The sequence below is a fragment of the Acidocella aminolytica 101 = DSM 11237 genome (assembly GCF_900129125.1).
GTDB lineage: Bacteria > Pseudomonadota > Alphaproteobacteria > Acetobacterales > Acetobacteraceae > Acidocella > Acidocella aminolytica.
The window spans coordinates 78958-101772 of the sequence record NZ_FQVJ01000007.1 but is presented as its reverse complement, the minus strand read 5'-3'; the positions used below and the strand labels follow the sequence as shown (position 1 = coordinate 101772).

Genomic DNA, 22815 nt, shown 5'->3' with positions numbered 1-22815 from the left:
TCTCAGAGCGCCTCACCGCGCCCATGGAACATAAACGGCATTATGTTCTGCCCAAGGGCTGGCGTCAAAAATACAAATTCCGGCTTTCCAGCTGCATCGTTTTCTTCATCTTCGCGTATATCACGGTCTTTTTGCGGGTTGTGTATGTCACCGCCATCCACCCCATCAAACCCGCCGCCGCCTGGCTGGCCGCCGTTCTGCCAACCCCGCATATGTCCGCCCCCCTACCGGACCGCGCCTCCATCGTGGATGACAAAGGCCGCATCCTCGCCGTCTCCTTGCCGGACGCCGCTTTATATGCGGACCCCAAGCAAATCACTGACCCTCAAAAGGTCACCAAGGCACTCGCGACCATCCTGCCGGACATCAACCAGCAACAAACCGAGGCACGGCTGTTGCTGAAGCAAAGCAGCTTCGCTTACATCGACCGCGCCTTAACCCCGGATCAGGAAATGGCGGTCAACCGCCTTGGTGTACCCGGCCTTTATTTCCTGCCCAGTTGGAAGCGCCATTACCCCAACGGTTCCATCGCCGCGCATATATTGGGCGGCGTCACACCCGGGCAAAACGGCATCGCCGGGGTGGAAGACAGCTTCAACAAACGCCTCTTAGAACACCCCGGCCAGCCCTTGAAACTTTCAATCGACCTGCGTGTTCAGGACATTGTTCAGCGTGAACTCACCCGCGCCATGAATAATTACGATGCCCGCGGCGCCTGCGCCATTGTTGAGAGCATGACCGGGCGCATCGTCGCCATGGTCAGCCTGCCCACCTATAACGCCAACGACTTCCACGACGCCCCCACAGACGCCCAGGCCGATCGCTGCATCTCCGGCGATTACGAACCCGGAAGCGTCATGAAGCTGATGACCCTTGCAGCGGGCCTACAATCCGGCCTCGTCCATGTATGGGACAAATTCAACACCACCCACCCGCTTTTTGTCGGCGGCTATGCAGTGACAGATTACGAGCCCGTGCATCATTGGCTCGCCATGCCTGCCATCCTGGCATATTCCTCGAATATCGGCGCCTCGCGCATCGCCACCATCATAGGTCCAGAACTCCAACGTGCCTGGCTGAAGAAAATGGGATTCTTCAATCGCTCCCCTATCCAGTTGCCCGGCGCACAATACGGCCTCTGGCACGCCCGCCGGGACTGGCGCTTGCTCACCACCATGTCCGTTAGTTTCGGCAACGGCATCGCCATGCCGCCAATCATTCTGGTCAACGCAGTGGTCGCGGATCTGAATGGCGGGATCCTTTACAAACCAACCTTGCTCGCTCCCCAGCCCGGCGCCCCTCCGCGCCAGGGCGTGCGCGTCATGCGCCCTGAAGTCTCCGTTGACATGCGCAAGATGATGCGCGGTGTCGTGCTCTCGGGCACAGGCGTTTACGCCAATGTTCCCGGGTATCTGGTCGGCGGCAAAACCGGTACGTCACAAGTTGTCGGCGCCAACGGCCATTACGAGACAGACTTGAACAACGCCTCGTTCATCGCGGCTTTCCCCATCAACCATCCGCGCTATGTTGTCTATGCGTTGGTTATTCACCCCAAACCAACCAAGAAAATGCAGAAATTTTCTTATGGTTTCACTACGGGCGGCTATGTCGCGGCGCCGGCAGTGGGGCGCATCATCAGCCGTATCGGCCCCATGCTAGGTATCAGACCGCTTTCCGGCACCGCGCTTAAAGCCGCCAACGCCAAATGGCATTTCCCTCTGGCGCCCAAGCCGCCCGCCTCAGTTGTGGCGTTGGGGCCGGGCCATCCGTTCCCGCCAGGCGCCAACCAATATGCTTACGACCTCACCAAACACCCCGCCCCCGAACATCCTGACAACGCCGCCAAACTGGCCGCGTTGAAAAAGATCGAGCTGGCAAAACCATTCCGCCCTGCCTCCAGCGCGGCAGAGATCGCGTCGTCCTGACACCGCGCTCAGCGTAGAAAATTATCCCGCAGCAACGAAACAACCTCCCCCGCACGCCCATCCAGCACCGCCTTCACGCCAAACAAGGCAGTGGAGGCCACTTGCCCCGCCGTCACTTTTGGCGGCATCACCAACTCCACGCGGTTCACCTTCACATCCAGCAAAGCCGGTCCCTCCGCTGCCAGCCAGCTTTGCATCGCGCCTTCCAGATCATTGGCATTTTCCACCTTCCAACCGCGCAGGCCGCAAACCTCAGCCAAACGCGCGAAGTCAGGATTCTGCAAATCGGTATATGAATCCAGCAACCCTTCCACACGCTGCTCCATCTCCACAAAGCCGAGGGAGCTGTTGTTGAAAATCAGCAATTTCACCGGCAGCTTTTCCTGCACCAGTGTCAGCAGATCGCCCATCAGCATGGACATGCCGCCATCCCCGCACATCGCAATCACCTGCCGGCGCGGATAAGCCGCCGCTAGCCCCATCGCCTGCGGGTACGCATTCGCCATTGTTCCATGCAGCAAACTCGTCAAAAAACGCCGATTCCCATTCGCGGTCAGATGCCGCAGCAACCAAACCATCGGCGAGCCGCCATCGGCGGTGAACAACGCATCCTCCGCTGCCAGCCGGTCCAGCATATGTGCGACGGTTTGCGGATGAATCAGCGCCGGGTCCTTCCCCTCAGCGGATTTCTCATAAGCCCGCTGATCCTCCGCCCATTGCTTCAACGCCTTGTCCAGATGCGTGCTATCCTCAAGCGGTTGTAAGCGCGGCAGCAGCGCCTCGATGGTATCGCCCACATCCCCAACCAGCCCCAGCCCCACAGGGGCGCGGCGGCCCAGATGCGCGGCATCGCTGTCTATTTGAATCACATGCTTGCCTTCAGGGTAGAATTGCGTCCACGCAAAATCCGTTCCCAGACACAGCATGATATCCGCCGCATCAATCGCCTCAACCCCGGCCCGGTTTCCCAAAATCCCGGTCATGCCGATGTTAAACGGGTTCTCCGGCTCAATAAATTCCTTCGCGCGGCTTGTATGCACCACTGGCGCCTTCAAGGCCGCCGCCAGCTTCACCACCTGCGGCGCCGCTTCGCGAGCGCCAATGCCCGCATAAATCGTTACCGTCCCGGCCTTGTTCAGCGCCTCGGCCAGCGCCGTCATCTCCGCGTCTGAAGGGCGCAACACCGGGGCCGGGCGATGCACATGCCACGCCAACCTGTCCTCAGTTTTCTGCGTGAACATATCGCCATTCACGATAATCACCGCCACGCCGCGCTTGCTCAGCGCCGCCTGCGCCGCCTGCGTGGCAATCCGCCGCGCCTGCTCGGGGTGGCTGATATATTCGCAAAACACGCTGGTCTGTTCATAAATCTTCCGCTGGTCCAGCTCCTGAGGAAAATTCAGCCCCACCTCCGTGCGCGCCACGTCCGACGCAATCAGCACAACCGGCGCGCCGTTTCTATGCGATTCAAAAATTCCATTCACAAAATGCAGGCTACCCGGCCCGCACGTGCCCGCGCACAAGGCCAACTCGCCGGTCATATAAGCTTCTCCGCCCGCCGCCAGCGCTCCGGCTTCCTCGTGGCGCACATGCACCCAGCGGACATCGCTTTTGCGAATGGCATCGGTGAAATGGTTGATGGTATCGCCCACGATTCCCCAGCAACGTTTTGCCCCGGCTTTTTGCAGCGCATCGATGACGACTTCCGCAACGGTCCTGGTCATTCCACCCTCCTCATCAATCAGATGACTTTCAGGTAAGGACGCGGAACACGCCCTATAAGCCGTTAAAACCTTACCGATACGTAACCCAAGACAAAGCGTGAACATCCCCCTATAACGAATCACGATGCCGAATCTTCCCGCCCTGCCCGCTCTGGCCGCCGGCCATGGCCGCGCCGTCCTGCTGGATACAGACGGCGTCATCTCCCCCCTCAGGCAAGGCACGGTGGCCCGGCAAGTAGGGGCAAGCATCCCGCTGGCCATCCACGCCCCGGCCACGCTCAAGCGCCTCGGCAACCCGTCCATCCAGTTGCTTGACCTGCTGGAGCTGTTCGCCTTCGTGCATCCCGCGCAAAGCCTCGCTCCTACCCCGACCGGCCTCGCCCGCGCGCTGGAACTCCCCATCCCCACCTCGCTCGAGTCAGCCGCCCAGGCACTGCCGGAAATGGCTGAACTGCTCCTCACTCGTCTGGCCGCAGGCAAAAACACCGTAGCCAACCGCGACGCGCCGGGTCTTGCCGCGCGCATGGGGGCAGCGGGCTGGCTCTGGGCGCCTTATGTGCTGCACGCTCTCTGCACACCGGACGCAAGGCCGGACGACATGGCCATGCGCCTCTGGAAGCGCCTGCCGAAATGGGAGGACGTCGCCCCCCGCCCGCCTCCATCCGCCTTTGCCATCACCCCGACTGAAGCTCGCTCCCGCCTCGCGGGCCTGCTAGGCCCGAGCGCTGAGCAGCGCCCCGCCCAGGCGGATTTCTGCTCCGCCGCCACGGCCGCCTTTGCCCCGCGCGCGTCAGAGGGCCACCCGCAGGTCGTACTGGCCGAAGCCGGAACCGGAACCGGCAAAACCATGGGCTATCTCGCCCCCGCCTCACTGTGGGCGGAGCGGAACAAGGGCTCGGTCTGGCTATCCACCTACACCCGCCACCTCCAACGCCAGATCGAGCAGGAAGCCACCCGCCTGCCCGCCGGCACCAATGTCGTGCTACGCAAGGGGCGGGAAAATTATCTCTGCCTGCTCAATTTCGAAGATTCGATGCACGCCCAAACCCGCGCCATCCCGCTCGGCCTTATCGCCCGCTGGGCCGCCGCCAGCGCGGATGGCGACCTGTTCGGCGGCGACCTACCCGGCTGGTTCGCGGAGTTGTACGGCCAACCCCTCCTAGCCCAAATCGCGGATCGGCGCGGCGAGTGCATCCATGCCGCCTGCCCGCATTTCTCCGCTTGCGTGATTGAGCGCGTCATCCGCAATGCCCGCCAGGCAGATCTCGTCATCGCCAATCACGCACTGGTCATGGCCCAGGCCGTCTGGGGCGGGCTGGACGATGACAGCGTCCCCACCCGCTATGTATTCGACGAAGGCCACCACATCTTCGACGCGGCGGACAGCGCCTTCTCCATCGAGCTTTCCGGCACCGCCATGGCGGAACTCCGCCGCTGGCTCTTGGGCGCCGAGGGCACACGCTCCCGCGCCCGTGGCTTGGCCAAACGGCTGGAGGACATGGCCGCCATGGACGAAGCCACGTATAATTTCATTACCCAGGCTACGAAATTCGCCAAATGCCTGCCCGCGCCCATGTTCTCCGTGCGGCTGGACCCGGAGCTGGCCTCAGACAACAACCCGGCCGAGGAGCTTTTGCGTGCCCTGCGCGCCCAGGCCCGCGCCCGCGCCACGGAGCCCGACCTCGCCGCCTCCACAGCTTTTGAAACCGATCTCCACCCGCTGAACGAGGACGTTCTCCCCGCCGCACACAAGCTCGCTAAAGCCATGGAGCAGCTCAGCGCCCCCCTCAAGGCCTTGCGTGAGCGGATGCTGGAACGGCTGGAAACCGAACCCGACCTTGAAGACGCCATGCGCCAAAGGCTGGAAAGCACCGCCCGCAGCCTGAAACGCCGCGCCATTGACCCGCTCTCCGGCTGGAAACGCATCCTCGACGGGCTGGACGCCGAACCCGCTCCTGGCGAGCGCCCTGCCCGCGTTGAGTTCCTGCGCCTGGACCGCGAAGCCGGAACAGACAAAGATATTGCCCTGCTCTCGCATCTTCTGGACCCCACCGAAGCCTTCACCCAATCCATCGCCGCCCCCGCGCATGGGCTGCTGATCACCTCCGCCACCCTGCGCGACGGTCCGGATGTTGAAGAAGCCTGGGAAAACGCCGAATCCCGCACCGGCGCCGCGCACCTCGCCACTCCCGCCATCCGCGCAGCGTTCGACAGCCCCTTCGATTATGGCGACCGCACCCGAGTGGTGCTGATCTCAGACGTCAATACGCAGGATATCGGCCAACTCGCGGGCGCCTACAAAGCCCTGTTCGAGGCATCGGGGGGCGGCGGCCTTGGCCTGTTCACCGCCATCTCCCGCCTGCGCGCCGTCCACGCCAAAATCGCCGCCCCGCTTGAAGAGAAAAACATCCCCCTCTACGCCCAGCATGTCGATGCGATGGATAATGCCACCTTAGTCGACATCTTCCGTGCCGAGGAACATTCCTGCCTCCTGGGCACGGACGCCATGCGCGACGGCGTGGACATTCCCGGCAATTCCCTGCGCCTCGTGGTGTTCGAACGCACCCCCTGGCCCCGCCCGGACATTCTCCACCGCACGCGCCGCACCCACCTCTCTCACGGCGCCCCACGCACCTACGACGACGCAATCGTCCGCCTGCGCCTGCGCCAAGCCTTCGGCCGCCTCATCCGCCGCGCGGGCGACAGAGGCGTCTTCGTCCTGCTGGACCGCCAATTCCCCTCCCGCCTGCTTACCGCGTTTCCGGAACAAGCGCGGATCATCAAATCGTCATTGTCGGATGCGATTACGGGAATTGGCCGATTTTTAAAGGAGAAGGTTTAATGTTGTCTCCAAGGGAAGAAGTTTACGGCCATCCGGCTTCAAGACACCACCATAAGTTTCCAAAAATCAACATCCCGCGTGCGCCGGAGCAGATCATTGGTTTCCAGCGTTACATTGCGCTGTCCGTGAACTCAACGCCGATCTGATGTCCGGAATTCCAGCGTTGGCGCACCTGAAGTTGCGTGCCATCGCTAAACCTCAGACAAAAAGTCTCTGGAATATCAACGGTTAATATTGTCTCAAGATGCGCGCCCTGAGCCGAAAGATTCAAAACCAAGCAATCAACCACAGCTCCCCAAGAACCACCAAAAACGATCTTTGCGGACTTCAGTACTGACGCCCGCGTCTCTTTGCGTTGGTCAGCGCGAGATACATCAAACTTTGGTGTCAGGGCGTTCATAAAACATCATATAACTAACACACTCGCACCAAACAATTCAAAAATCCTTTATAAAAGCCTAATTTTAAATAGCACACACATCCAAAGAAACTAACAAAACGGATATCAACTTGAATTTTAAGGTTTTTTTATCACCGCCTACCCGCCCCGTAACCGTCCCGTACTCGCCAGCAACACATCCGCCAGCGCCGTCACCGCGTCCCGGCCACCATATTTCGCGCCCAGCACAATAAACTCCACCGCCCCCAGCGTCGGCAGCCCGCTGGAGGTAAGCTCGGCCAACCCGGGTGGAATCAGTTGCGCGGCCAGGGGCACAACACCCAGCCCCGCCATGGCCGCCGCACGCAGCCCGCTCAGGCTTTCGCTGGTGCAGGCCACCCGCCAGCGCCTCTGGTTCGCATCCAGCACCGCGAGGGCCCGACGGCGCGTCATGCTCGGCGGCGGATAAAGCACTAGCGGCAGCGGGGCCCCCAAATCCGGCGCCATCCCCGGCCGCCCTACCCAGCAAAGATCATCCACCCAGGCCCGCCGCCCGCGCGCATCCCCCTCCCGTCGTTTAGCCAAAATCAGATCCAGCTGCCCGGCATCAAACCGCTCATACAGCGCCTCGCTCAACCCCACGGTCAGTTCCAGATCCACCTCTGGATGGCGCGCGATAAATTCCGCCAGCATGTCCGGCAGCGCTGAGAACACAAAATCCTCAGACGCCCCAAACCTCACCCGCCCCCGCAGCGCCCCGGCCTGGAAATATTGCCGTATCCGCGCATTCGCCTCCAACGCCCGCTTCGCGAAGGGCAGCACGGCATCACCATCCGGAGTGGTAGTCACGCTATGTGTGTCGCGCGCCAGCAGCTTGCGCCCGGTCTGCGCCTCCAGCCGGGTGATGTGCTGGCTGACGGTGGACTGGCTCACCCCCAACTGCCGGGCCGCGGTGGAAAACCCTCCCGTCTCCACCACCGCCACAAAGCTGCGCAACAAAACCGGGTCGAGCAAACCGTCCATATCCATCCTGCCTATCACGAAACAGAATAACCAATATCGCTGTTATTCCACCTGCGAAAGCGCCAAAACAAATCCGTTAACAAGGAACACGGAACGATGAGCGGCGGAACAGCACAACAAACCCTGAAACTGGCGGCGGTCACGCTGCTGGTGGGCGTGGCCGGCGGCGTAGGCGGCGGCAGCATGGCGCTGCTGCTGCATTTTGTTCAGCACACCGTTTACGGCTACAGTCTGGCTGATCTGGTGGGGCCCGAAAGCTTCCTGCAGGCCGTTAGCCGTACCTCCGCTTTGCACCGTCTCCTGGCGCTCACGGCGGGCGGCGTGCTAGCGGGGCTGGGCTGGTGGATGGTCTATCATCGCGGCGCCCGGCTGGTCAGCATCAAAGCCGCCGCCACCACCGGCCAGCCCATGCCCTACGCCACCACCACCGCCCACGCGGTTCTACAAATCGTCACCGTCGCCATGGGTTCACCGCTAGGGCGGGAGGTCGCTCCACGTGAAATCGCCGCCATTCTTACCCAGAAACTCACCAACTGGGCGGGCCTCACGGGTGAGGACGCGAAACTGCTGCTCGGCTGCGGCGCCGGGGCCGGCCTCGCGGCGGTGTATAACGTGCCACTGGGCGGGGCCGTATTCGCGTTGGAGGTACTGATCCTGCGGCTGGACCCTAAGGCCATTCTGATGGCGCTTTCCAGCTCCTGCATCGCGGCGGTCATCGCCTGGGCCGCGCTGGGGAATGCGCCGCAATATCACATCCCCGCTTTCACCCTGTCCGTGCCACTGATGGTGCTGTGCGTCCTCAGCGCCCCGCTCATCGGCCTGGCCGGGTACAGCTTCGCCCGCCTCACCGCCGCCGCGCGCCGCAACATGCGGACTGATTCCCGGCTTATCCTGCGCTGCGTGGCGGTGTTCGCGCTCATCGGGCTGGCTGCCACGGCGTTTCCGCAACTGCCGGGCAATGGCAAAGGCCCAATTCAGTTGGGGCTGGAGAGCAACATCCCCCTGCATCTGGGGCTGGCCTTGCTGGCCCTGAAGGTGGCGGCCATTGGCGGCGCGCTCTGGGCGGGGGCGGAGGGCGGCGTGCTGACACCCGGTCTCACCGTAGGCGCACTATTTTCCACCCTGTTGGTGTTGGGCTGGAACATGGTTCTGCCCCCCATTCCACCCGGCGCCTTCGCGCTGGTGGGGGCGGCGGCGTTCCTGGGTGTTTCAATGCAGATGCCCTTCACCGCCGTGGCGCTGATGTTCGGCTTCACCCATGTCGGGCAGAATTTCCTAGTGCCGCTGATCCTCACCGCCACTATCGCCAGCGCTACCGCCCGCGCGGTGCCGATGCTCTCCGCCTTGGTCTCCCCCCGCGCGGAAAACATCGCCCCGGAAGGGGAAGCGGCACAATAACCTTCAGCTAACCAGCGAAACGGCGCCATCCTGCGTCAGCCCGCTGGCCTCTTTCAGTCCCACGCCGGTCAGACCGCGCCGCAGCGCCTCGCGCATCAGCCAAGCCAACATATCCGCCGCCGCGCCGTGAGAGAGCCCGCCATGGGCATGCACGTTGGAGATACAATTTCGGGCGGAATCCAGCGTGCCGCGTTTCGGGGCGTAAGTGAGATAGATCCCCAGCGAGTCAGATACGGTCAGCCCCGGCCGCTCGCCAATCAGCACCGCCACCAGCTTCACCCCCAGCGCCTCGCCGATATCATCCCCCAACGCCACGCGCGCCTGCGTGGCAATAATGGGGGGAGTCAGTTTAAACCCGCTCAACCGTGCCGTCAGCGCCTCATAAACCGGCACGGCATTTTGCATCACCGCCGTGGCTGAAAGTCCGTCCGCGATCACAATCGCCGCGTCATACTCACTTTTGGACAGTAAGGGCAGGCAGTCCCGCGCCAGCTTGCGGCCCAGATCAGGGCGGCGGAGATAGGTTTCGCGGTCCGGGGCCTCGCTGTGCAGCGCGATGGCACCGGGTAGAGCCGCGCGCAGGGCGGCGGTATCCAGCATGGTATGCACAGCATCACGCGCCTTGGCATGGGCGAACTGGAAGTCCAGCACATCGCCAATCTTCATCGCATCCCCCGCGCGGCCCAGCCCGATGCGCGCGCGGGTGGCCTGACGCAGCTTGGCCCAAGGATCCTCAGGCGGCATTCTGCCCCTCCCCGAGCAACAGGCGATTTTGCGCTTTGTTTTGCGGGCCGGGCAGGCGCATCCGGCCGTGGCGGTCCATCATCTCCATCTTTTCCAGCCAGTCCTCGAACTCCGGCGCCGGGCGGGCGCCGAAGGTGGCACGCAGATATAAGACATCGTGATAAGAAAGGCTCTGGTAATTGAGCATCACATCATCCGCCCCCGGCACTGCGATAACGAAATTCACCCCCGCCGCGGTAAGCAGCGTCATCAGCGTGTCCATGTCATCCTGGTCGGCCTCGGCATGGTTGGTGTAGCAAACGTCACACCCCATGGAGATGCCGAGCAGCTTGCCGCAGAAATGGTCCTCCAGCCCGGCACGGATGATCTGTTTGCCGTCATAGAGATATTCCGGGCCGATAAAGCCCACCACCGTATTCACCAGCAGCGGAGAGAAGGCCCGCGCCACCGCATAGGCCCGTGCCTCGATGGTCTGCTGGTCCACGCCAAAATGCGCCCCGGCTGAAAGTGCCGCGCCCTGGCCGGTTTCAAAATACATCGTATCCTGGCCGATGGCGCCCCGTTTGAGGGATTGAGACGCCTCATACGCCTCTCGCAAAATCGAGAGGTTGACCCCGAATCCCTCATTCGCGGCCTGCGACCCGGCGATGGATTGGAATACCAGATCAACCGCCCCGCCCGCATTCATCACTTCGATGGAGTTGGTGACATGGGTGAGCACGCAAGTCTGGGTGGGGATATCGTAACGCGTGCGCAGATCATCCAACATGGAGAGCAGCGAGAGACAGTTTTGCACGCTGTCCGTGGCAGGGTTGATACCAATGACGGCATCGCCCGTGCCGTAGAGCAGCCCGTCCAGCGTGGACGCAGCGATGCCTTTTAAATCATCCGTGGGGTGGTTGGGCTGCAGGCGGGAGGACAAGCGCCCTTCAAGCCCGACGGTGTTGCGGAACGCTTTAACCACCCGGCATTTGCGCGCGACGGCAATCAGATCCTGGTTGCGCATTAGTTTGGAAGCGGCGGCGGCCATTTCCGGGGTCAGGCCCGGCGCCAGGGCGGTGAGTGCGGCGCTGTCCGCCTCGTAAGAAAGCAGCCAATCCCGGAACTGCCCCACGGTCATGTGCGCCACGGGGCGGAAGGCGGCGTGGTCGTGCGTATCGAAAATCAGCCGCGTGACTTCGTCTGTTTCGTAAGGGATTAGCGGGTCTTCGAGGAAAATCTTAAGCGGCAGATCTGCCAACACCGCCCGCGCGGCCACACGCTCGGCATCAGATGCGGCGGCGAGCCCAGCCAGCTCATCGCCAGAGCGGCGGGCGGAGGCACGGGCCAGAACGGTTTTCAGGTCAGGAAAACGGAAGGTTTCCCCGCGAAAGACATGTGAAAAATTCCCCATGCCACATGGAACCACGCAGTTTACCGCAACGCAACGTAAATTATCAGGAAGAAGACGGGCTAGACTCCGCCAGCAGATTATGAACCTTCAGCCCCAGCATGGCCAAGGAGAAAGGCTTGGTAATAATCTCCGCCCCGCCGCTGGAGGCGCTGCCAAACCCAGCATCATGGGCATAGCCGGTCATGAACAGCACTTTTAAGCCCGGACGCAGATGTTTGGCGGTTTCTGCGAGTTGGCGCCCATTTACGCCGGGCAGGGTGATGTCCGTCACCATCAAGTCGATCCGCGCCACCGATTGCAAGATCAGCAGCGCGGCATCGGCATTTTCCGCCTCAACCGTGGCCAAGCCCTGGTCTTTCAGGGTTTCAGCGACAAGCATCCGCACTGTTGGTTCGTCATCGACGACCAACACCGTCTCATCAACGGTTTTCCGTGCCAATTTTTGTCCCATCCAACCTCTCCCAACAGGGTTGTAATGCGGTGTTTCTGGGGGGAAAAGATTAAAGACAGATTGTTACGCAGCACGCGTTAATTCGTAAAGTGCCACGGCCCCGGCGGCAGAGACATTCAGACTCTCCATACCGCCCGGCATAGCCAGGGCGCAAACCTCATCGCAGGTCTCACGCGTGAGGCGGCGCATCCCCTCACCTTCACTGCCCAGAACCAGCGCCACGCGGCGGCCCGCGAAATCCTCCCCGCGCAGGCGTGAGGGGGCGTGACCATCCAGCCCGACCACCCAGACATCGATCGATTTCAGTACCGTCAGAGCGCGCGAAATATTGGTGATCCGCAGCAAGGGGATCGATTCCAGCGCCCCGGAGGCCGCCTTGGCGAGGGCGCCGGTTTCCTCCGGCGCGTTCCGGTCCTGGGCGAGCACGGCGCAAGCGCCGAAGGCCTGGGCCGTGCGCATCAGCGCGCCGACATTGCGGGGGTCGAAAATCTGATCCAGCACCAACACCGGGCCGGGGCGTTTCAGCGCCTCCTGCAAGGACGGTGCGGCGAGTTGATCCGCCAACAGGGCGATTCCCTGATGCACGATGCCCGAGCCGGGGCGGGCGCCGAGAATCTGGTCGATTTTCTCGCGCGGGGAAATTTCTGGGGGAATTGGCCAGGGCTGCGGACATTCCGCCGCCAGGGCCGCTTGCGCGTCCTCGGTAATAACCAAACGGCGCAGCAAACGGGCTGGATTCTTCAGCGCCGCCGCCACCGCATGGGTGCCATAGAGCCACACTGCCCCCGCCGGGGCGCTGGGGCCACGCTTGGCGGCGCCACGATCTCCACGCCGCCCTTCCGGCCGTGGGCCAGTGCCAGATGAGGCTGACCGGTCTTCCCGGAGGGGACGCTGTTTCGGGCCGTTTTTACCCTGAAAGTGACGATTTTGACTCATGAGCCCTCACTATCTCCGCCCCCCTGCGTTGACAACCGGCCCCCTCTCGTTGCAATGAGGCGCGCACGTGGAAGGGTGCCCGAGTGGCTAAAGGGGACGGACTGTAAATCCGTTGGCGTGCGCCTACGTTGGTTCGAATCCAACCCCTTCCACCATCCTCACATCATAATTTAATTTGCAGCGCTTCATTGCGGGCCTACATTTGCCGCATGGCTCGTCAGACCCCGCCATTTCGCGGCCTGTTGGCCGTTTTTGGTCTTTTAGCCTCCATGGCGGCAGCGCCTGCGCGGGCAGCCTTGCCGCAAACCCCGCTTTCCAGCACCGCCGCAGCCGCCTTACTGATGGACTGGCACCAGTTGCTTGCCCAGTACCCAGCCGCGAACGACAAGGTGTTCATTGCCGTGGATGTGGCGCGGCAGCAGCTTTATTTTTTCAGGAACGGCGTGCTGGCTGATACCTGGCCTGTCTCCACCGCCAGCCGGGGCACCGGGGAGCGCGATGGCAGCTTTGAGACGCCGCTGGGTGTGTTCGAGATCTCAGGCAAGATTGGCGCCGGGCTACCCGCCTTTGCGGTGCTGGACCGGCACGGCCCCACTGGCGGCATCGCCCGGCCGGTTTTCACGCCCGATGACCCGGCGGCGAATGAGATGATCACCACCCGTATCCTGACACTCACAGGGCTAGAGCCTGGCTGGAATGAAGGCGGAGACGTCGATACGCGGGCCCGGCATATTTATATCCACGGCACGGCGGATCTGGGACAGTTGGGGCAACCGGCCTCCAAGGGCTGCATCCAGATGGCGCCAGGGGCAGTGATTCGGCTGTTTCGGGCCGTGCAGCCGGGCACTATCGTGCTGATTATCCTAGGGCCGGGCACACTGGAAACCATGCCCGGCGACCCGCCGGCCATTGTGGCCGACCGTGACGAAGACTGAACGAAACGACTCGGTCTCTTTTCATTGACCCGGCCGCCAAACAGGAACATAAAAAGAACAAACGCTCCCGCATTGTTTCTGGCCGCGCCTCCCGCCATGCCCGGACTCGGCAGACGGCCAAAGGCAAGATGGGTCTCAGAAAAAAAACCACGATCGCACCATTAGTTAAGATTGCGCGATATACACACTATATGTTGTTATGGTGACCGATTTTTTACGAACAGAGGTTCTGGCAGAGATGAACATGATGACCAAGCCTGAAGCCGTGCTGCTGGATGCACCGGTGCAGATGCCGGGCCGCTTCCAGGTGAAGCTGGACCGCTCGCGCGATGCGCTGCTGACGGATTTCGGCCGCGCCACGCTGGATGACCGTTATCTGCTGCCGGGTGAGAGCTACCAGGACCTGTTCGCGCGCGTTGCCTCCTATTACGGGGACAACCAGGCCCATGCTCAGCGGCTTTACGACTATATCTCGAAAATGTGGTTCATGCCCGCGACGCCGGTGCTGTCCAATGGCGGCACGGATCGCGGGTTGCCGATCTCCTGCTTCCTCAACGAGGCCACGGACAGCCTGGATGGCATTGTCGGGCTGTGGAACGAGAATGTGTGGCTTGCCTCCAAGGGCGGCGGCATTGGGTCTTATTGGGGCAATCTGCGCTCTATCGGCGAGAAGGTGGGGCAGAACGGCAAAACTTCCGGCATCATCCCGTTCATCCGCGTGATGGACAGCCTCACCCTCGCCATCTCCCAGGGCTCGCTGCGGCGGGGCTCGGCGGCGGTGTATCTGCCTGTCTGGCACCCTGAGATCGAGGAGTTTGTGGATATGCGCCGCCCCACCGGCGGCGACCCCAACCGCAAGGCGCTGAACCTGCACCATGGCGTGCTGATCTCCGACGATTTCATGCGCGCTGTGGAAAAAGACGAGATGTGGGGGCTGCGCTCGCCCAAAGATAACAGTGTCGTGCGCTCCATCTCCGCCCGTGCGTTGTGGATCCGTATTCTCACCACGCGCATCGAACAGGGCGAGCCGTACATCATCTATTCCGACCACGTGAATAATGCCCGACCCGAACAGCACAAGCTGGCGGGGCTGGAGGTCAAGACCTCCAATCTCTGCGCCGAGATCACCCTGCCCACCGGCGTTGACCAATACGGCAAGCAGCGCACCGCCGTGTGCTGCCTCTCCTCGCTGAATCTCGAAACCTGGTTCGAGTGGCATCAGAATGAGCAATTCATCGAGGACGTAATGCGGTTCCTGGATAATGTGCTGGAAGATTTCATCCAGAAGGCACCTGATTCCATGGAGCGCGCCAAATATGCCGCTTACCGGGAACGCTCCATCGGAATGGGCGTGATGGGTTTCCACTCCTTTCTGCAAGACAACAACATCCCGTGGGAAAGCGTGATGGCGAAGGTGTGGAACACCAAGATGTTCAAACATATCCGCGCGCAGGCGGACCAAGCCTCCAAAAAGCTGGCGGCCGAACGCGGCGCCTGCCCGGATGCGGCGGATTACGGGATTGAGGAACGGTTCTCGCACAAGATCGCCATTGCGCCGACGGCGTCCATCTCGATCATCGCGGGCAATGCCTCGCCAGGGATCGAGCCGATCAGCGCCAATGTGTTCCTACAAAAAACCCTCTCGGGCAGCTTCTCGGTACGCAACCGGGCGCTGAAGAAAGTGCTGGCCGGGTATGGGCAGGATAATGAGGAGATCTGGTCCTCCATCACCATCAATAAAGGCTCGGTGCAGCATCTGGATTTCCTTAGCCAGCATGAGAAGGACGTGTTCAAGACCGCGTTCGAACTGGACCAGCGCTGGGTGGTGGAACACGCGGCGGACCGCGCGCCGTTTATCTGCCAGAGCCAGTCGATCAATCTGTTCCTGCCGGCGAACGTTCATAAGCGCGACCTACATCAGATTCATTTCCAGGCCTGGAAAAAGGGCGTGAAGTCGCTTTATTATTGCCGCTCGCTCTCGATCCAGCGTGCTGACAACGTGTCTGAGAAGAAAGTCACCGTAACGCTGGATGAAGCGCCCGCGAACGATGCCGGGGCTACGCTGCCCCTGGCCGCGGCGGGGGCGAATAATTACGAAGAATGCCTGGCCTGCCAGTAACAGGCCAGCTTTCCGCGTGGGCATTGACCCCGCACCACTTTTCTAAAGGATGAGGGCCATGGCCCAGTCTTTGAAGGCTATAACGATGAGCACGAGCGTGACGCCCCCCGAGGCTGACAAGAAAATGGATTTGCTGACCGAAAACCCGGTCTATAAACCCTTCCGCTATCCTTGGGCCTATGAGGCATGGCTGATCCAACAGCGTGTGCATTGGCTGCCCGAGGAAGTGCCACTGGCCGAGGATGTGCGTGACTGGCACAAAAAACTCACCGAGGCTGAGCGCAATTTGCTCACCCAGATTTTCCGCTTCTTCACCCAGGCGGATGTCGAGGTGAATAACTGCTACATGCGGCACTACGCCCAGGTGTTCAAACCCACAGAAGTGCTGATGATGCTCTCGGCATTCTCGAATATCGAGACCGTGCATATCGCCGCCTATTCGCATCTGCTGGATACGGTGGGAATGCCGGAGCTGGAGTATCAGGCCTTCCTCAAATACAAGGCGATGAAGGACAAATACGATTACATGCACAGCTTCTCGATGGAGAACAAGCATGAGATCGCCAAGACCCTCGCCGCTTTTGGAGCCTTCACCGAGGGGCTTCAGCTTTTCGCCTCTTTCGCGATTCTGCTGAACTTCCCGCGCTTTAACAAGATGAAGGGCATGGGGCAGATCATCACCTGGTCCGTGCGCGATGAGTCACTGCATTGCGAGAGCATCACCAAGCTGTTCCGCACTTTCATCTCGGAAAACCGGGAAGTCTGGACCGAGGAGCTGCGCCGGGAAATCTACCTAACCTGCGCGACCATCGTGGACCATGAGGATGCGTTTATCGACCTCGCCTTTGAGCTCGGCGCGGTGGAAGGGCTCACCGCCGATGAGGTGAAGCACTATATCCGCTATATCGCCGATCGCCGCCTGGGCGGGCTGGGGCTGAACCCGCTGTTCCATGTCGAGAAAAACCCCCTCCCCTGGCTGGATGAAATGCTGAACGCCGTGGAGCATACGAATTTCTTCGAAAACCGCTCCACCGAGTACAGCAAAGCCTCCACCACGGGCTCCTGGGAGGATGTCTGGTCGGATTTCGACGACGCGCCGGTAGCGGACAACACCCAGTCGCAAGAGTAAGGCGCTCCAGCGTCAAGCGCGTTTACATTGACGAGACATCGTCGAAATAAACACACAAAGCCGTCTATCCAAACAGAGAGTTAGAATGCGCGGAAACAAGCTGCGTGTTCTAGCTTCTGCCATTCAGCGCTCATTTGAGCGCCACGCCGCCTTTACGGCGACTTTCCGACTGAAATTCACTCAGGGTTCAGGCGAGACAGCCCTTGCCGGCGCTCTCAACCGGGTCACTGTCCGGTTTTCCCATAACAATTTAATAAGATCAGATTTTTTCTCGGTCAGGCGGCGTTTGGCCCGCACCCTCGGTAGTAAACAAAAAGTAAACCACTATTAATAAGATAATACCTTGCGAAATCGCAACATTTCTGCGTTAATCAAAGTTTTGTGTTTATCTAGCCAGACGAAAAATTTTCTTTTAATACTTCTATGTAGGCACACTTAATTTTAGGTCATATTAGCTTAATATGTTTACCGTGAGCGATCGTGGCATAAAAATTGAGAACAATGGCTATAAATGTGCCTCGCGCACGCCAATAATAAAGAACGTCGACTCTATTTAATGACCGGACCAAAACATATGGCAGGTTTCACAGCCCCTGAAGCAGATATTGAACGGTCCTCCGCGCGGACAGGCGGCAATACACCTCGTTATACCCGCCGCTTATCCGACAAGATTCTGCTCGCCTTCCACCACGCGTGCGACCAGGGCGACTATGAAATTGCCGAGCAGCTTCTGCGGATTCTGGAATCCATGCTCACCCGCCGCACGGTTCCGTCCGATACCAACCGTCGCAAGAGCATTGAAAGTCTCGTGGCCGCGCATGAGCGACTGTGGCATTTGCGCCATCCCGAGGAAAACCTGAGCTGACCCGGCCCGGGTTAGGTCACATATTTCTGGAACATCTCGTTCCCGCTGACATGGAACTCCAACCCTGACCACTGGTCGTACTGGTCGTACCATACGGTCAGATGCAGCTTGCCGGTGACATCGAAACGCTGGGCGAGAATGGTGCCCCCCTCCGCCGTGGGCAGCTTGTTCCAGCCGGGTGAATTCACAACTGCCTTATAATGATGCCCGGTCTCCACGTTCAGAATCATTGACTTTAGGATGGCCTTGTTCCAGTAGGTCAGCGGCAGCATCGGCGGGTTGCCGGTATATTGGTAATCGCCAGCCTTCGTGCTTTCCACCGCGTAGCCGCCCGGAATTTGGTTAGCCAGCACGGAAAGCCGGGTGCCGTTATGGTTCACCTTACTGTCCACCCGGAGAAATTTACCCGCCTTCCAGCGTTCCACCACCGACGCGCCGTAATGGAAAATCGGAATCCCGGCGATTCGGACCACCATGTCCGCATGGATATCAACCCGCAGATTGTCACCATCTTGCGTAAACTTCATCAGCTCTTCACCAATATGAGAGCCATTGCGAAGAATTTTGAAGTGCATTTGGTTACTTGAAGGCACAGGCAAGGGCGCCGCTTTTGCCGCCGGGACCGCAGCCAAAGCCGTCGCTCCCGATAAAAAACCTCGCCTTTCAAGCATCTTGCGCGTGAGTTGCATGAGTTCCTTCCCAGCAAGTTTCAGAGACCAGATAGGGGCGACAGAAGCATTCTATCATGGCACAATCATGCCATGCATCAGCTCTTTCTGCTTCGACACGCCAAAGCCGAAACCGCGACCGGCGACCAGTCCGACCATGACCGCGCCCTGACGGAAAAAGGCCGTCGTGCCGCAGGCAAGATCGCCCAAGCCATGCGCCAAGCAGGGCTGGCACCGGAGGTCGTGCTGGTTTCCACCGCCACGCGCACCCAGCAAACGCTGGAAGAGCTGGAAAACGCCCCGGTTTGGGATGAGTGGCCAAATATTGACGCCCTGCCCCAGCTTTATATGGCTACGCCGCCGCAGATTTTGAACACGCTGCGGGATCTGCCTGAGACCGTCCGCAGCGTGCTGGTGATCGGGCATAATCCGGGGCTGCATGAGCTGGCACTGATGCTGGCGGGCCCCACGCGGCCGGATAAAGCCGCCGCGCGGATTGACGAAGGCTACCCCACCGCCGCTTTGTCTGAATTTCTGGTGACCAGCACCTGGCGCCAGCTGGGCAGCGGCAATGCCAATGCCAGCCTCAAGCGGCTGCTGCTGCCCAAGGATTGCGAATAACCATCTCAGCCCCGATGGCCGCTGAGCTGCGCCCCGGCATTGCGGGGCAGCCGGGCGCAAAGCGGAATGGCCAGCAGGGCCACGCCGCTCACCACCAGAAACGCGATCCCGTAATCGGATAGGCTCGGCACCCTATGCCCGCTGGCCCAACTGGAAACCTCCAGGCTAGCGGCGCCTATCACCACGCCCATCGTCAGGGAGAGTTGCTGCACGGTGGAATAGAATGTTGTGGCGGCGGACATGCGCGCACGGGGAATGTCGCCATAGGCGATGCTGTTGAAGGCGGTGAATTGCAAGGACCGGAAGAACCCCGCGACAAACAGCACCCCGTCCATCAGCCAGACTGGCCAGGCAGGCCGGAAGGCGGCGCAGATGGCCATGCTCAAGGCCGCGATGAGGCCATTCCAGACCAGCACGGACCGGAACCCGAACCGCGCCAGAACCGGCTGCGCGGCGAATTTCATCAGCAGCGCGCCCGCCGCCGCCGCGAAGGTGATAAGGCCGCTGGCCAAAGGCGATTTGCCAAAGCCAAGTTGCAGCATCAGAGGCAGCAAAAACGGCAGCGCCCCTACCGCGACACGGAACAACGTGCCCGCCAGCAAGGAGATCGCGAAGGTAGGCACCCGCATCAAAGAGAGGTCGAGTACCGGGTTTTCCTCATGCCGGGCATGGAGCACGTAGAACAGGCAGGACAGCCCGCCGCCCAAAAAAGCAAGCAAGGTCCAGTAAAGCGGGATCAGCCCGCGCCCGACGGTTTCCAGTCCCACCATCAGCAACGCCATAGCGAGACCGGAGAGCAGAATGCCCAGCGAATCGAGATGCCCGCCGCGTCCTTCCTCCCGCACATCCGGGATGAACAGCGATACCGCGACCGCCCCGGCTAGGCCAATCGGCACGTTGATGTCGAACACCCAGCGCCAGGAGGCGAAAGAGACAATAAAACCGCCCAGAGGCGGCCCCAAAATCGGCCCCAGCAGGGCTGGCATGGTCAGCCAGGCCATTGCCGAGACCATCTGCGCGCGGCTGACTGAACGCAGCAGCAACAACCGCCCCACCGGCAGCATCATCGCCCCGCCGAGCCCTTGCACCACACGGGATGCCACCAACACCGGCAGATTGGGCGCGAAGCCGCAAAATATCGAGCCCAGCGTGAACACCACCACAGCCGTGCGGAACACCTGCCTGGCGCCAAAACGGTCCGCCACCCAGCCCGAGGCGGGAATGAACACCGACAGCGAGATGAGATAGGAAGTGACTGCCATGCTCATATAGAGCGGGTCGACATGGAAGCTCCCGGCCATGGCGGGCAGCGCCGTGGTCACCACCGTCGAATCCAAATTCTGCATGAACAGCGCCACCGCCACAATCACGGCGGTGAGGCGCATACGCCCAACGGGAACGAGTAGTTCGGCCTCTTCCTCCGGCGCAGGCGCACTCACGGTTCCAGCGGCCTTGCCTCCTCAGCCAACATGATGGGGATGCCATTGCGGATAGGAAAAGCCAGCCCGGCTTTGTCGCTGATCAGTTCTCTCCGCACGGCGTCATAGCGCAGCGGCCCGCGCGTGAGCGGGCAGATCAGCATTTCCAGAAGGCGCGGGTCGATGCCCGGTTCGCGTGTTTTGTCGTCCATCATCCCAACCTGATTTCAAGATAGCGCGGCGCGCACTGTTCTTTTACAGTTCTAGCTTGCTTTTGGCGTGTCACCGTTACCTGGGCCGCCATCAAAAGCGTCAATCTCCAGCAACGCGCGCAACGCCTCTGCCCGGTGCGATATATCCCACGCTTCCAGCAGGGCCTGCTTTTCCTCGCTGGAGAAGGGGCACGCCATGCAAAGGGAGGTCACAAGGGTGACATCGTCCATTTCCCCGATGGCCTCCCAGTTTGCCTCCACCCCGGCGGCGGCGAAATATCGGTGCAGCGCGTCCAGTAAATCCTGCCGCGGGAAGGGCAGAATCGCCGTTTCCACCGGCGACAGATCCGCCGCGAACCCTGCCAGACCGGCGCGCACCCGGCGGTAGCCGTGCCGCATGCCGACTTCCTCGGCGATGGTGAAGCGGATCACGCCGTTCAGGGAAATCAGAAACCGCCCGTCATCGGTTTCCTCAAAAGCGTTGATGCGGCCTAGGCAGCCGGTGCGATACAGGCCGGGGCCGTTTTCACCCTCCGGCAGGCGCTTATCCGGCTGCACCATGCCGAAATACCGCCCCTGCCCCAGTGCATCCTCAACCAGCGCGAGATAGCGCGGCTCAAAGATATTCAGCGGCAACCGCCCGCCCGGAAGCAGCAACGCCTCAGCGAGCGGGAAAATGGGAAACTCCTCGGGCAGAGCGTCCAGTTTCAAAGAGGCCGCATTCATGGGCTTAGCTGAACAGCAGCGTGGAGAGCTTGCGGCGGGCGGTCATTGTCGCCGGATCGTCCATTCCCCAGGCTTCGAAGAATTTGAGCAGTTGCATCCGCGCGCCATCCTCGTTCCAGGCGCGGTCGCGTTTCACGATCTCCAGCAGCGCGGCGGCGGCCTCGGCCCGCGCGCCGGTGGCGTTGAGAGCGGTGGCCAGATCGTAACGGGCTTCGTGATCGTCTGGATTGGCGGCCAGGCGCGACTCGAGCCCGGCCATGGCGGCCTGGGCCTTGCGGCCTTCCTGCGCCAGGGTTAGGGCGGCGCGAGCCCCGGTGACCTCGGCATGTTCAGCGATGGATTCGGGCACCTGGGCCAGCACTTGCTCGGCCTGATGCTCCTCTCCTATGGCCAGGAAAGCGCGCACCAGACCGCCCCAGGCTTCCGGCTTGTCCTTCGCTTCCTGCAAGGCTGCCGCGAAATATTGTGCGGCCTGCTCGGGCTGGCCCTGGTCCAACAACGCCTTGGCCTCGGTAATCAGCGCTTCGCCCGGGGCGGAGCTGCCCGCAATTTTCAGTAGTGCCTCGACAAAGCGCTTGATCTCGCTTTCCGGCAACGCGCCGGAGAACGTATCCGCGATCTGTCCCTGCCAGAACGCCACCACCGTCGGCACGGACTGCATGGGTAGCCCCATGCGCGAAAGCTGCGCGACCAGCTCACGATTCTGGTCTACATCAATTTTCACGAGCCGCACCCGCCCTTTCTGGGCGTTGATCACGCGCTCCAACGCCGGGGTGAGGGTTTTGCATGGCCCGCACCAAGTGGCCCAGAAATCCACCAGCACAGGCATTTCACGCGAGGCCTCAATGACCTCTTCCATGAAATTTGCCTGTGTGCCGTCGATAATGAAGGCGGAGGGTGCGGCCTCCTGCGGACCGGGTGCGTCGTTGAAGAGCGTGTTCATCAGGCTTGATCCGTCATAAAGGTTTCAGCCCTTTATATAGGATTCAAGCCGTCTCTCACACCCCAAACATGTTTGAATGCTGCAAACCCATTCACCGCCGCTTGCAATCCAAAGCGCGCCCCTATAAAGAGCCTCCCACGCCGCGAGCGGGCGTAGCTCAGGGGTAGAGCACAACCTTGCCAAGGTTGGGGTCGAGGGTTCGAATCCCTTCGCCCGCTCCAATTAAACCGGCGTGACATGATGCGGGCGTAGCTCAGGGGTAGAGCACAACCTTGCCAAGGTTGGGGTCGAGGGTTCGAATCCCTTCGCCCGCTCCAGTCACCACACAATCTCCTTCACAACCGGCCTTGACGAAAAGCTCAGG

General features: G+C 61.2%; 20 protein-coding genes and 3 tRNA genes. 11 read left to right on the top strand and 12 right to left on the bottom strand.

Translation table 11 applies throughout. From position 1 onward, the window contains the following. The first annotated feature begins 23 nt into the window (after window positions 1-23). A complete protein-coding gene (locus tag BUB54_RS05770; protein WP_048880336.1) occupies window positions 24-1925 on the top strand; it encodes a peptidoglycan D,D-transpeptidase FtsI family protein in 1902 nt (633 codons plus the stop codon). Between the two features lie 8 nt (window positions 1926-1933). Here BUB54_RS05770 and BUB54_RS05765 read toward each other — a convergent pair whose 3' ends face one another. Then, window positions 1934-3649, bottom strand: a complete 1716-nt coding sequence (locus BUB54_RS05765) for a thiamine pyrophosphate-dependent enzyme (protein ID WP_048880321.1) — start codon at window positions 3647-3649, stop codon at window positions 1934-1936. A gap of 124 nt (window positions 3650-3773) precedes the next feature. Between BUB54_RS05765 and BUB54_RS05760 the strand changes: the two genes are divergently transcribed. Beyond that, entirely contained in the window at window positions 3774-6491 is a 2718-nt protein-coding gene (locus tag BUB54_RS05760) for an ATP-dependent DNA helicase (RefSeq protein ID WP_048880322.1), read from the top strand. 109 nt (window positions 6492-6600) lie between these two features. Here BUB54_RS05760 and BUB54_RS05755 read toward each other — a convergent pair whose 3' ends face one another. Beyond that, complete coding sequence (locus tag BUB54_RS05755) at window positions 6601-6891, bottom strand: hypothetical protein (RefSeq protein ID WP_048880323.1); 291 nt, start codon at window positions 6889-6891, stop codon at window positions 6601-6603. Between the two features lie 138 nt (window positions 6892-7029). Beyond that, complete coding sequence (locus tag BUB54_RS05750) at window positions 7030-7893, bottom strand: LysR family transcriptional regulator (protein WP_048880337.1); 864 nt, start codon at window positions 7891-7893, stop codon at window positions 7030-7032. 96 nt (window positions 7894-7989) lie between these two features. On the opposite strand from BUB54_RS05750, the gene BUB54_RS05745 reads away from it, so the two are divergent. Next, window positions 7990-9291, top strand: coding sequence for a chloride channel protein (locus BUB54_RS05745; protein ID WP_048880324.1), 1302 nt, complete (start codon window positions 7990-7992; stop codon window positions 9289-9291). Window positions 9292-9294: 3 nt separating this feature from the next. On the opposite strand, the gene eutC is transcribed toward BUB54_RS05745, so the two are convergent. The 4 genes from eutC to BUB54_RS05725 all read right to left on the bottom strand — a co-directional run bounded on the left by eutC (window position 9295) and on the right by BUB54_RS05725 (window position 12815). Continuing rightward, window positions 9295-10035 carry an ethanolamine ammonia-lyase subunit EutC gene (gene eutC, locus BUB54_RS05740; RefSeq protein ID WP_048880325.1) on the bottom strand — a complete coding sequence of 247 codons (741 nt, stop codon included), beginning with the start codon at window positions 10033-10035 and terminating at the stop codon, window positions 9295-9297. Next, window positions 10025-11428, bottom strand: coding sequence for an ethanolamine ammonia-lyase subunit EutB (locus BUB54_RS05735; RefSeq protein WP_048880326.1), 1404 nt, complete (start codon window positions 11426-11428; stop codon window positions 10025-10027). The genes eutC and BUB54_RS05735 overlap by 11 nt, the downstream gene beginning before the upstream one ends. A 43-nt stretch (window positions 11429-11471) precedes the next feature. After that, window positions 11472-11879 (bottom strand): response regulator, encoded by a 408-nt coding sequence (locus tag BUB54_RS05730; RefSeq protein WP_082075785.1) that lies wholly within the window; start codon window positions 11877-11879, stop codon window positions 11472-11474. A gap of 63 nt (window positions 11880-11942) precedes the next feature. Continuing rightward, window positions 11943-12815 carry a TrmH family RNA methyltransferase gene (locus BUB54_RS05725; RefSeq protein ID WP_048880327.1) on the bottom strand — a complete coding sequence of 291 codons (873 nt, stop codon included), beginning with the start codon at window positions 12813-12815 and terminating at the stop codon, window positions 11943-11945. Window positions 12816-12884: 69 nt separating this feature from the next. On the opposite strand from BUB54_RS05725, the gene BUB54_RS05720 reads away from it, so the two are divergent. The 5 genes from BUB54_RS05720 (at window position 12885) to BUB54_RS05700 (ending at window position 17863) form a co-directional block, all read left to right on the top strand. After that, window positions 12885-12970, top strand: a tRNA-Tyr gene (locus tag BUB54_RS05720). A 54-nt stretch (window positions 12971-13024) separates the two neighbouring features. After that, window positions 13025-13750 carry a L,D-transpeptidase family protein gene (locus BUB54_RS05715; protein ID WP_052948449.1) on the top strand — a complete coding sequence of 242 codons (726 nt, stop codon included), beginning with the start codon at window positions 13025-13027 and terminating at the stop codon, window positions 13748-13750. 238 nt (window positions 13751-13988) lie between these two features. Next, window positions 13989-15869: a ribonucleoside-diphosphate reductase subunit alpha gene (locus BUB54_RS05710; RefSeq protein ID WP_048880340.1), complete on the top strand. Its 1881-nt coding sequence runs from the start codon at window positions 13989-13991 to the stop codon at window positions 15867-15869. A gap of 85 nt (window positions 15870-15954) precedes the next feature. Beyond that, entirely contained in the window at window positions 15955-16998 is a 1044-nt protein-coding gene (locus BUB54_RS05705) for a ribonucleotide-diphosphate reductase subunit beta (RefSeq protein ID WP_048880328.1), read from the top strand. 574 nt (window positions 16999-17572) lie between these two features. Next, entirely contained in the window at window positions 17573-17863 is a 291-nt protein-coding gene (locus BUB54_RS05700) for a hypothetical protein (protein ID WP_048880341.1), read from the top strand. A gap of 11 nt (window positions 17864-17874) precedes the next feature. Here BUB54_RS05700 and BUB54_RS05695 read toward each other — a convergent pair whose 3' ends face one another. Next, entirely contained in the window at window positions 17875-18438 is a 564-nt protein-coding gene (locus BUB54_RS05695; protein WP_342351557.1) for a DUF6134 family protein, read from the bottom strand. A gap of 186 nt (window positions 18439-18624) precedes the next feature. On the opposite strand from BUB54_RS05695, the gene BUB54_RS05690 reads away from it, so the two are divergent. Beyond that, complete coding sequence (locus BUB54_RS05690) at window positions 18625-19152, top strand: SixA phosphatase family protein (protein ID WP_048880330.1); 528 nt, start codon at window positions 18625-18627, stop codon at window positions 19150-19152. Window positions 19153-19157: 5 nt separating this feature from the next. Here BUB54_RS05690 and BUB54_RS05685 read toward each other — a convergent pair whose 3' ends face one another. Genes BUB54_RS05685 through BUB54_RS05670 form a run of 4 tightly spaced genes read right to left on the bottom strand, consistent with a single transcriptional unit; the run spans window position 19158 to window position 22451 of the window. Continuing rightward, entirely contained in the window at window positions 19158-20591 is a 1434-nt protein-coding gene (locus tag BUB54_RS05685) for an MFS transporter (protein WP_306309104.1), read from the bottom strand. Then, window positions 20588-20785 carry a Trm112 family protein gene (locus BUB54_RS05680; protein WP_139284809.1) on the bottom strand — a complete coding sequence of 66 codons (198 nt, stop codon included), beginning with the start codon at window positions 20783-20785 and terminating at the stop codon, window positions 20588-20590. Before BUB54_RS05680 ends, BUB54_RS05685 begins: the two co-directional genes overlap by 4 nt. A 48-nt stretch (window positions 20786-20833) precedes the next feature. Then, window positions 20834-21508: an LON peptidase substrate-binding domain-containing protein gene (locus BUB54_RS05675; protein WP_048880332.1), complete on the bottom strand. Its 675-nt coding sequence runs from the start codon at window positions 21506-21508 to the stop codon at window positions 20834-20836. A 4-nt stretch (window positions 21509-21512) separates the two neighbouring features. Beyond that, on the bottom strand, window positions 21513-22451 hold the full coding sequence (locus tag BUB54_RS05670; RefSeq protein ID WP_048880333.1) for a thioredoxin family protein: 939 nt from the start codon (window positions 22449-22451) through the stop codon (window positions 21513-21515). A gap of 146 nt (window positions 22452-22597) precedes the next feature. On the opposite strand from BUB54_RS05670, the gene BUB54_RS05665 reads away from it, so the two are divergent. Together BUB54_RS05665 and BUB54_RS05660 are read left to right on the top strand one after the other, a co-directional pair. Further along, window positions 22598-22672 (top strand) — tRNA-Gly (locus BUB54_RS05665). Window positions 22673-22693: 21 nt separating this feature from the next. Continuing rightward, window positions 22694-22768 (top strand) — tRNA-Gly (locus tag BUB54_RS05660). Window positions 22769-22815 lie beyond the last annotated feature (47 nt).

What these genes read in the sequence shown, in the direction of transcription:
- BUB54_RS05770 (WP_048880336.1), top strand. Translation starts at nt 24, where the DNA reads ATGGAACATAAACGGCATTATGTTCTGCCCAAGGGCTGGCGTCAAAAA.
- BUB54_RS05765 (WP_048880321.1), bottom strand. Translation starts at nt 3,649, where the DNA reads ATGACCAGGACCGTTGCGGAAGTCGTCATCGATGCGCTGCAAAAAGCC.
- BUB54_RS05760 (WP_048880322.1), top strand. Translation starts at nt 3,774, where the DNA reads ATGCCGAATCTTCCCGCCCTGCCCGCTCTGGCCGCCGGCCATGGCCGC.
- BUB54_RS05755 (WP_048880323.1), bottom strand. Translation starts at nt 6,891, where the DNA reads ATGAACGCCCTGACACCAAAGTTTGATGTATCTCGCGCTGACCAACGC.
- BUB54_RS05750 (WP_048880337.1), bottom strand. Translation starts at nt 7,893, where the DNA reads ATGGACGGTTTGCTCGACCCGGTTTTGTTGCGCAGCTTTGTGGCGGTG.
- BUB54_RS05745 (WP_048880324.1), top strand. Translation starts at nt 7,990, where the DNA reads ATGAGCGGCGGAACAGCACAACAAACCCTGAAACTGGCGGCGGTCACG.
- eutC (WP_048880325.1), bottom strand. Translation starts at nt 10,035, where the DNA reads ATGCCGCCTGAGGATCCTTGGGCCAAGCTGCGTCAGGCCACCCGCGCG.
- BUB54_RS05735 (WP_048880326.1), bottom strand. Translation starts at nt 11,428, where the DNA reads ATGGGGAATTTTTCACATGTCTTTCGCGGGGAAACCTTCCGTTTTCCT.
- BUB54_RS05730 (WP_082075785.1), bottom strand. Translation starts at nt 11,879, where the DNA reads ATGGGACAAAAATTGGCACGGAAAACCGTTGATGAGACGGTGTTGGTC.
- BUB54_RS05725 (WP_048880327.1), bottom strand. Translation starts at nt 12,815, where the DNA reads ATGAGTCAAAATCGTCACTTTCAGGGTAAAAACGGCCCGAAACAGCGT.
- BUB54_RS05715 (WP_052948449.1), top strand. Translation starts at nt 13,025, where the DNA reads ATGGCTCGTCAGACCCCGCCATTTCGCGGCCTGTTGGCCGTTTTTGGT.
- BUB54_RS05710 (WP_048880340.1), top strand. Translation starts at nt 13,989, where the DNA reads ATGAACATGATGACCAAGCCTGAAGCCGTGCTGCTGGATGCACCGGTG.
- BUB54_RS05705 (WP_048880328.1), top strand. Translation starts at nt 15,955, where the DNA reads ATGAGCACGAGCGTGACGCCCCCCGAGGCTGACAAGAAAATGGATTTG.
- BUB54_RS05700 (WP_048880341.1), top strand. Translation starts at nt 17,573, where the DNA reads ATGGCAGGTTTCACAGCCCCTGAAGCAGATATTGAACGGTCCTCCGCG.
- BUB54_RS05695 (WP_342351557.1), bottom strand. Translation starts at nt 18,438, where the DNA reads ATGCACTTCAAAATTCTTCGCAATGGCTCTCATATTGGTGAAGAGCTG.
- BUB54_RS05690 (WP_048880330.1), top strand. Translation starts at nt 18,625, where the DNA reads ATGCATCAGCTCTTTCTGCTTCGACACGCCAAAGCCGAAACCGCGACC.
- BUB54_RS05680 (WP_139284809.1), bottom strand. Translation starts at nt 20,785, where the DNA reads ATGATGGACGACAAAACACGCGAACCGGGCATCGACCCGCGCCTTCTG.
- BUB54_RS05675 (WP_048880332.1), bottom strand. Translation starts at nt 21,508, where the DNA reads ATGAATGCGGCCTCTTTGAAACTGGACGCTCTGCCCGAGGAGTTTCCC.
- BUB54_RS05670 (WP_048880333.1), bottom strand. Translation starts at nt 22,451, where the DNA reads ATGAACACGCTCTTCAACGACGCACCCGGTCCGCAGGAGGCCGCACCC.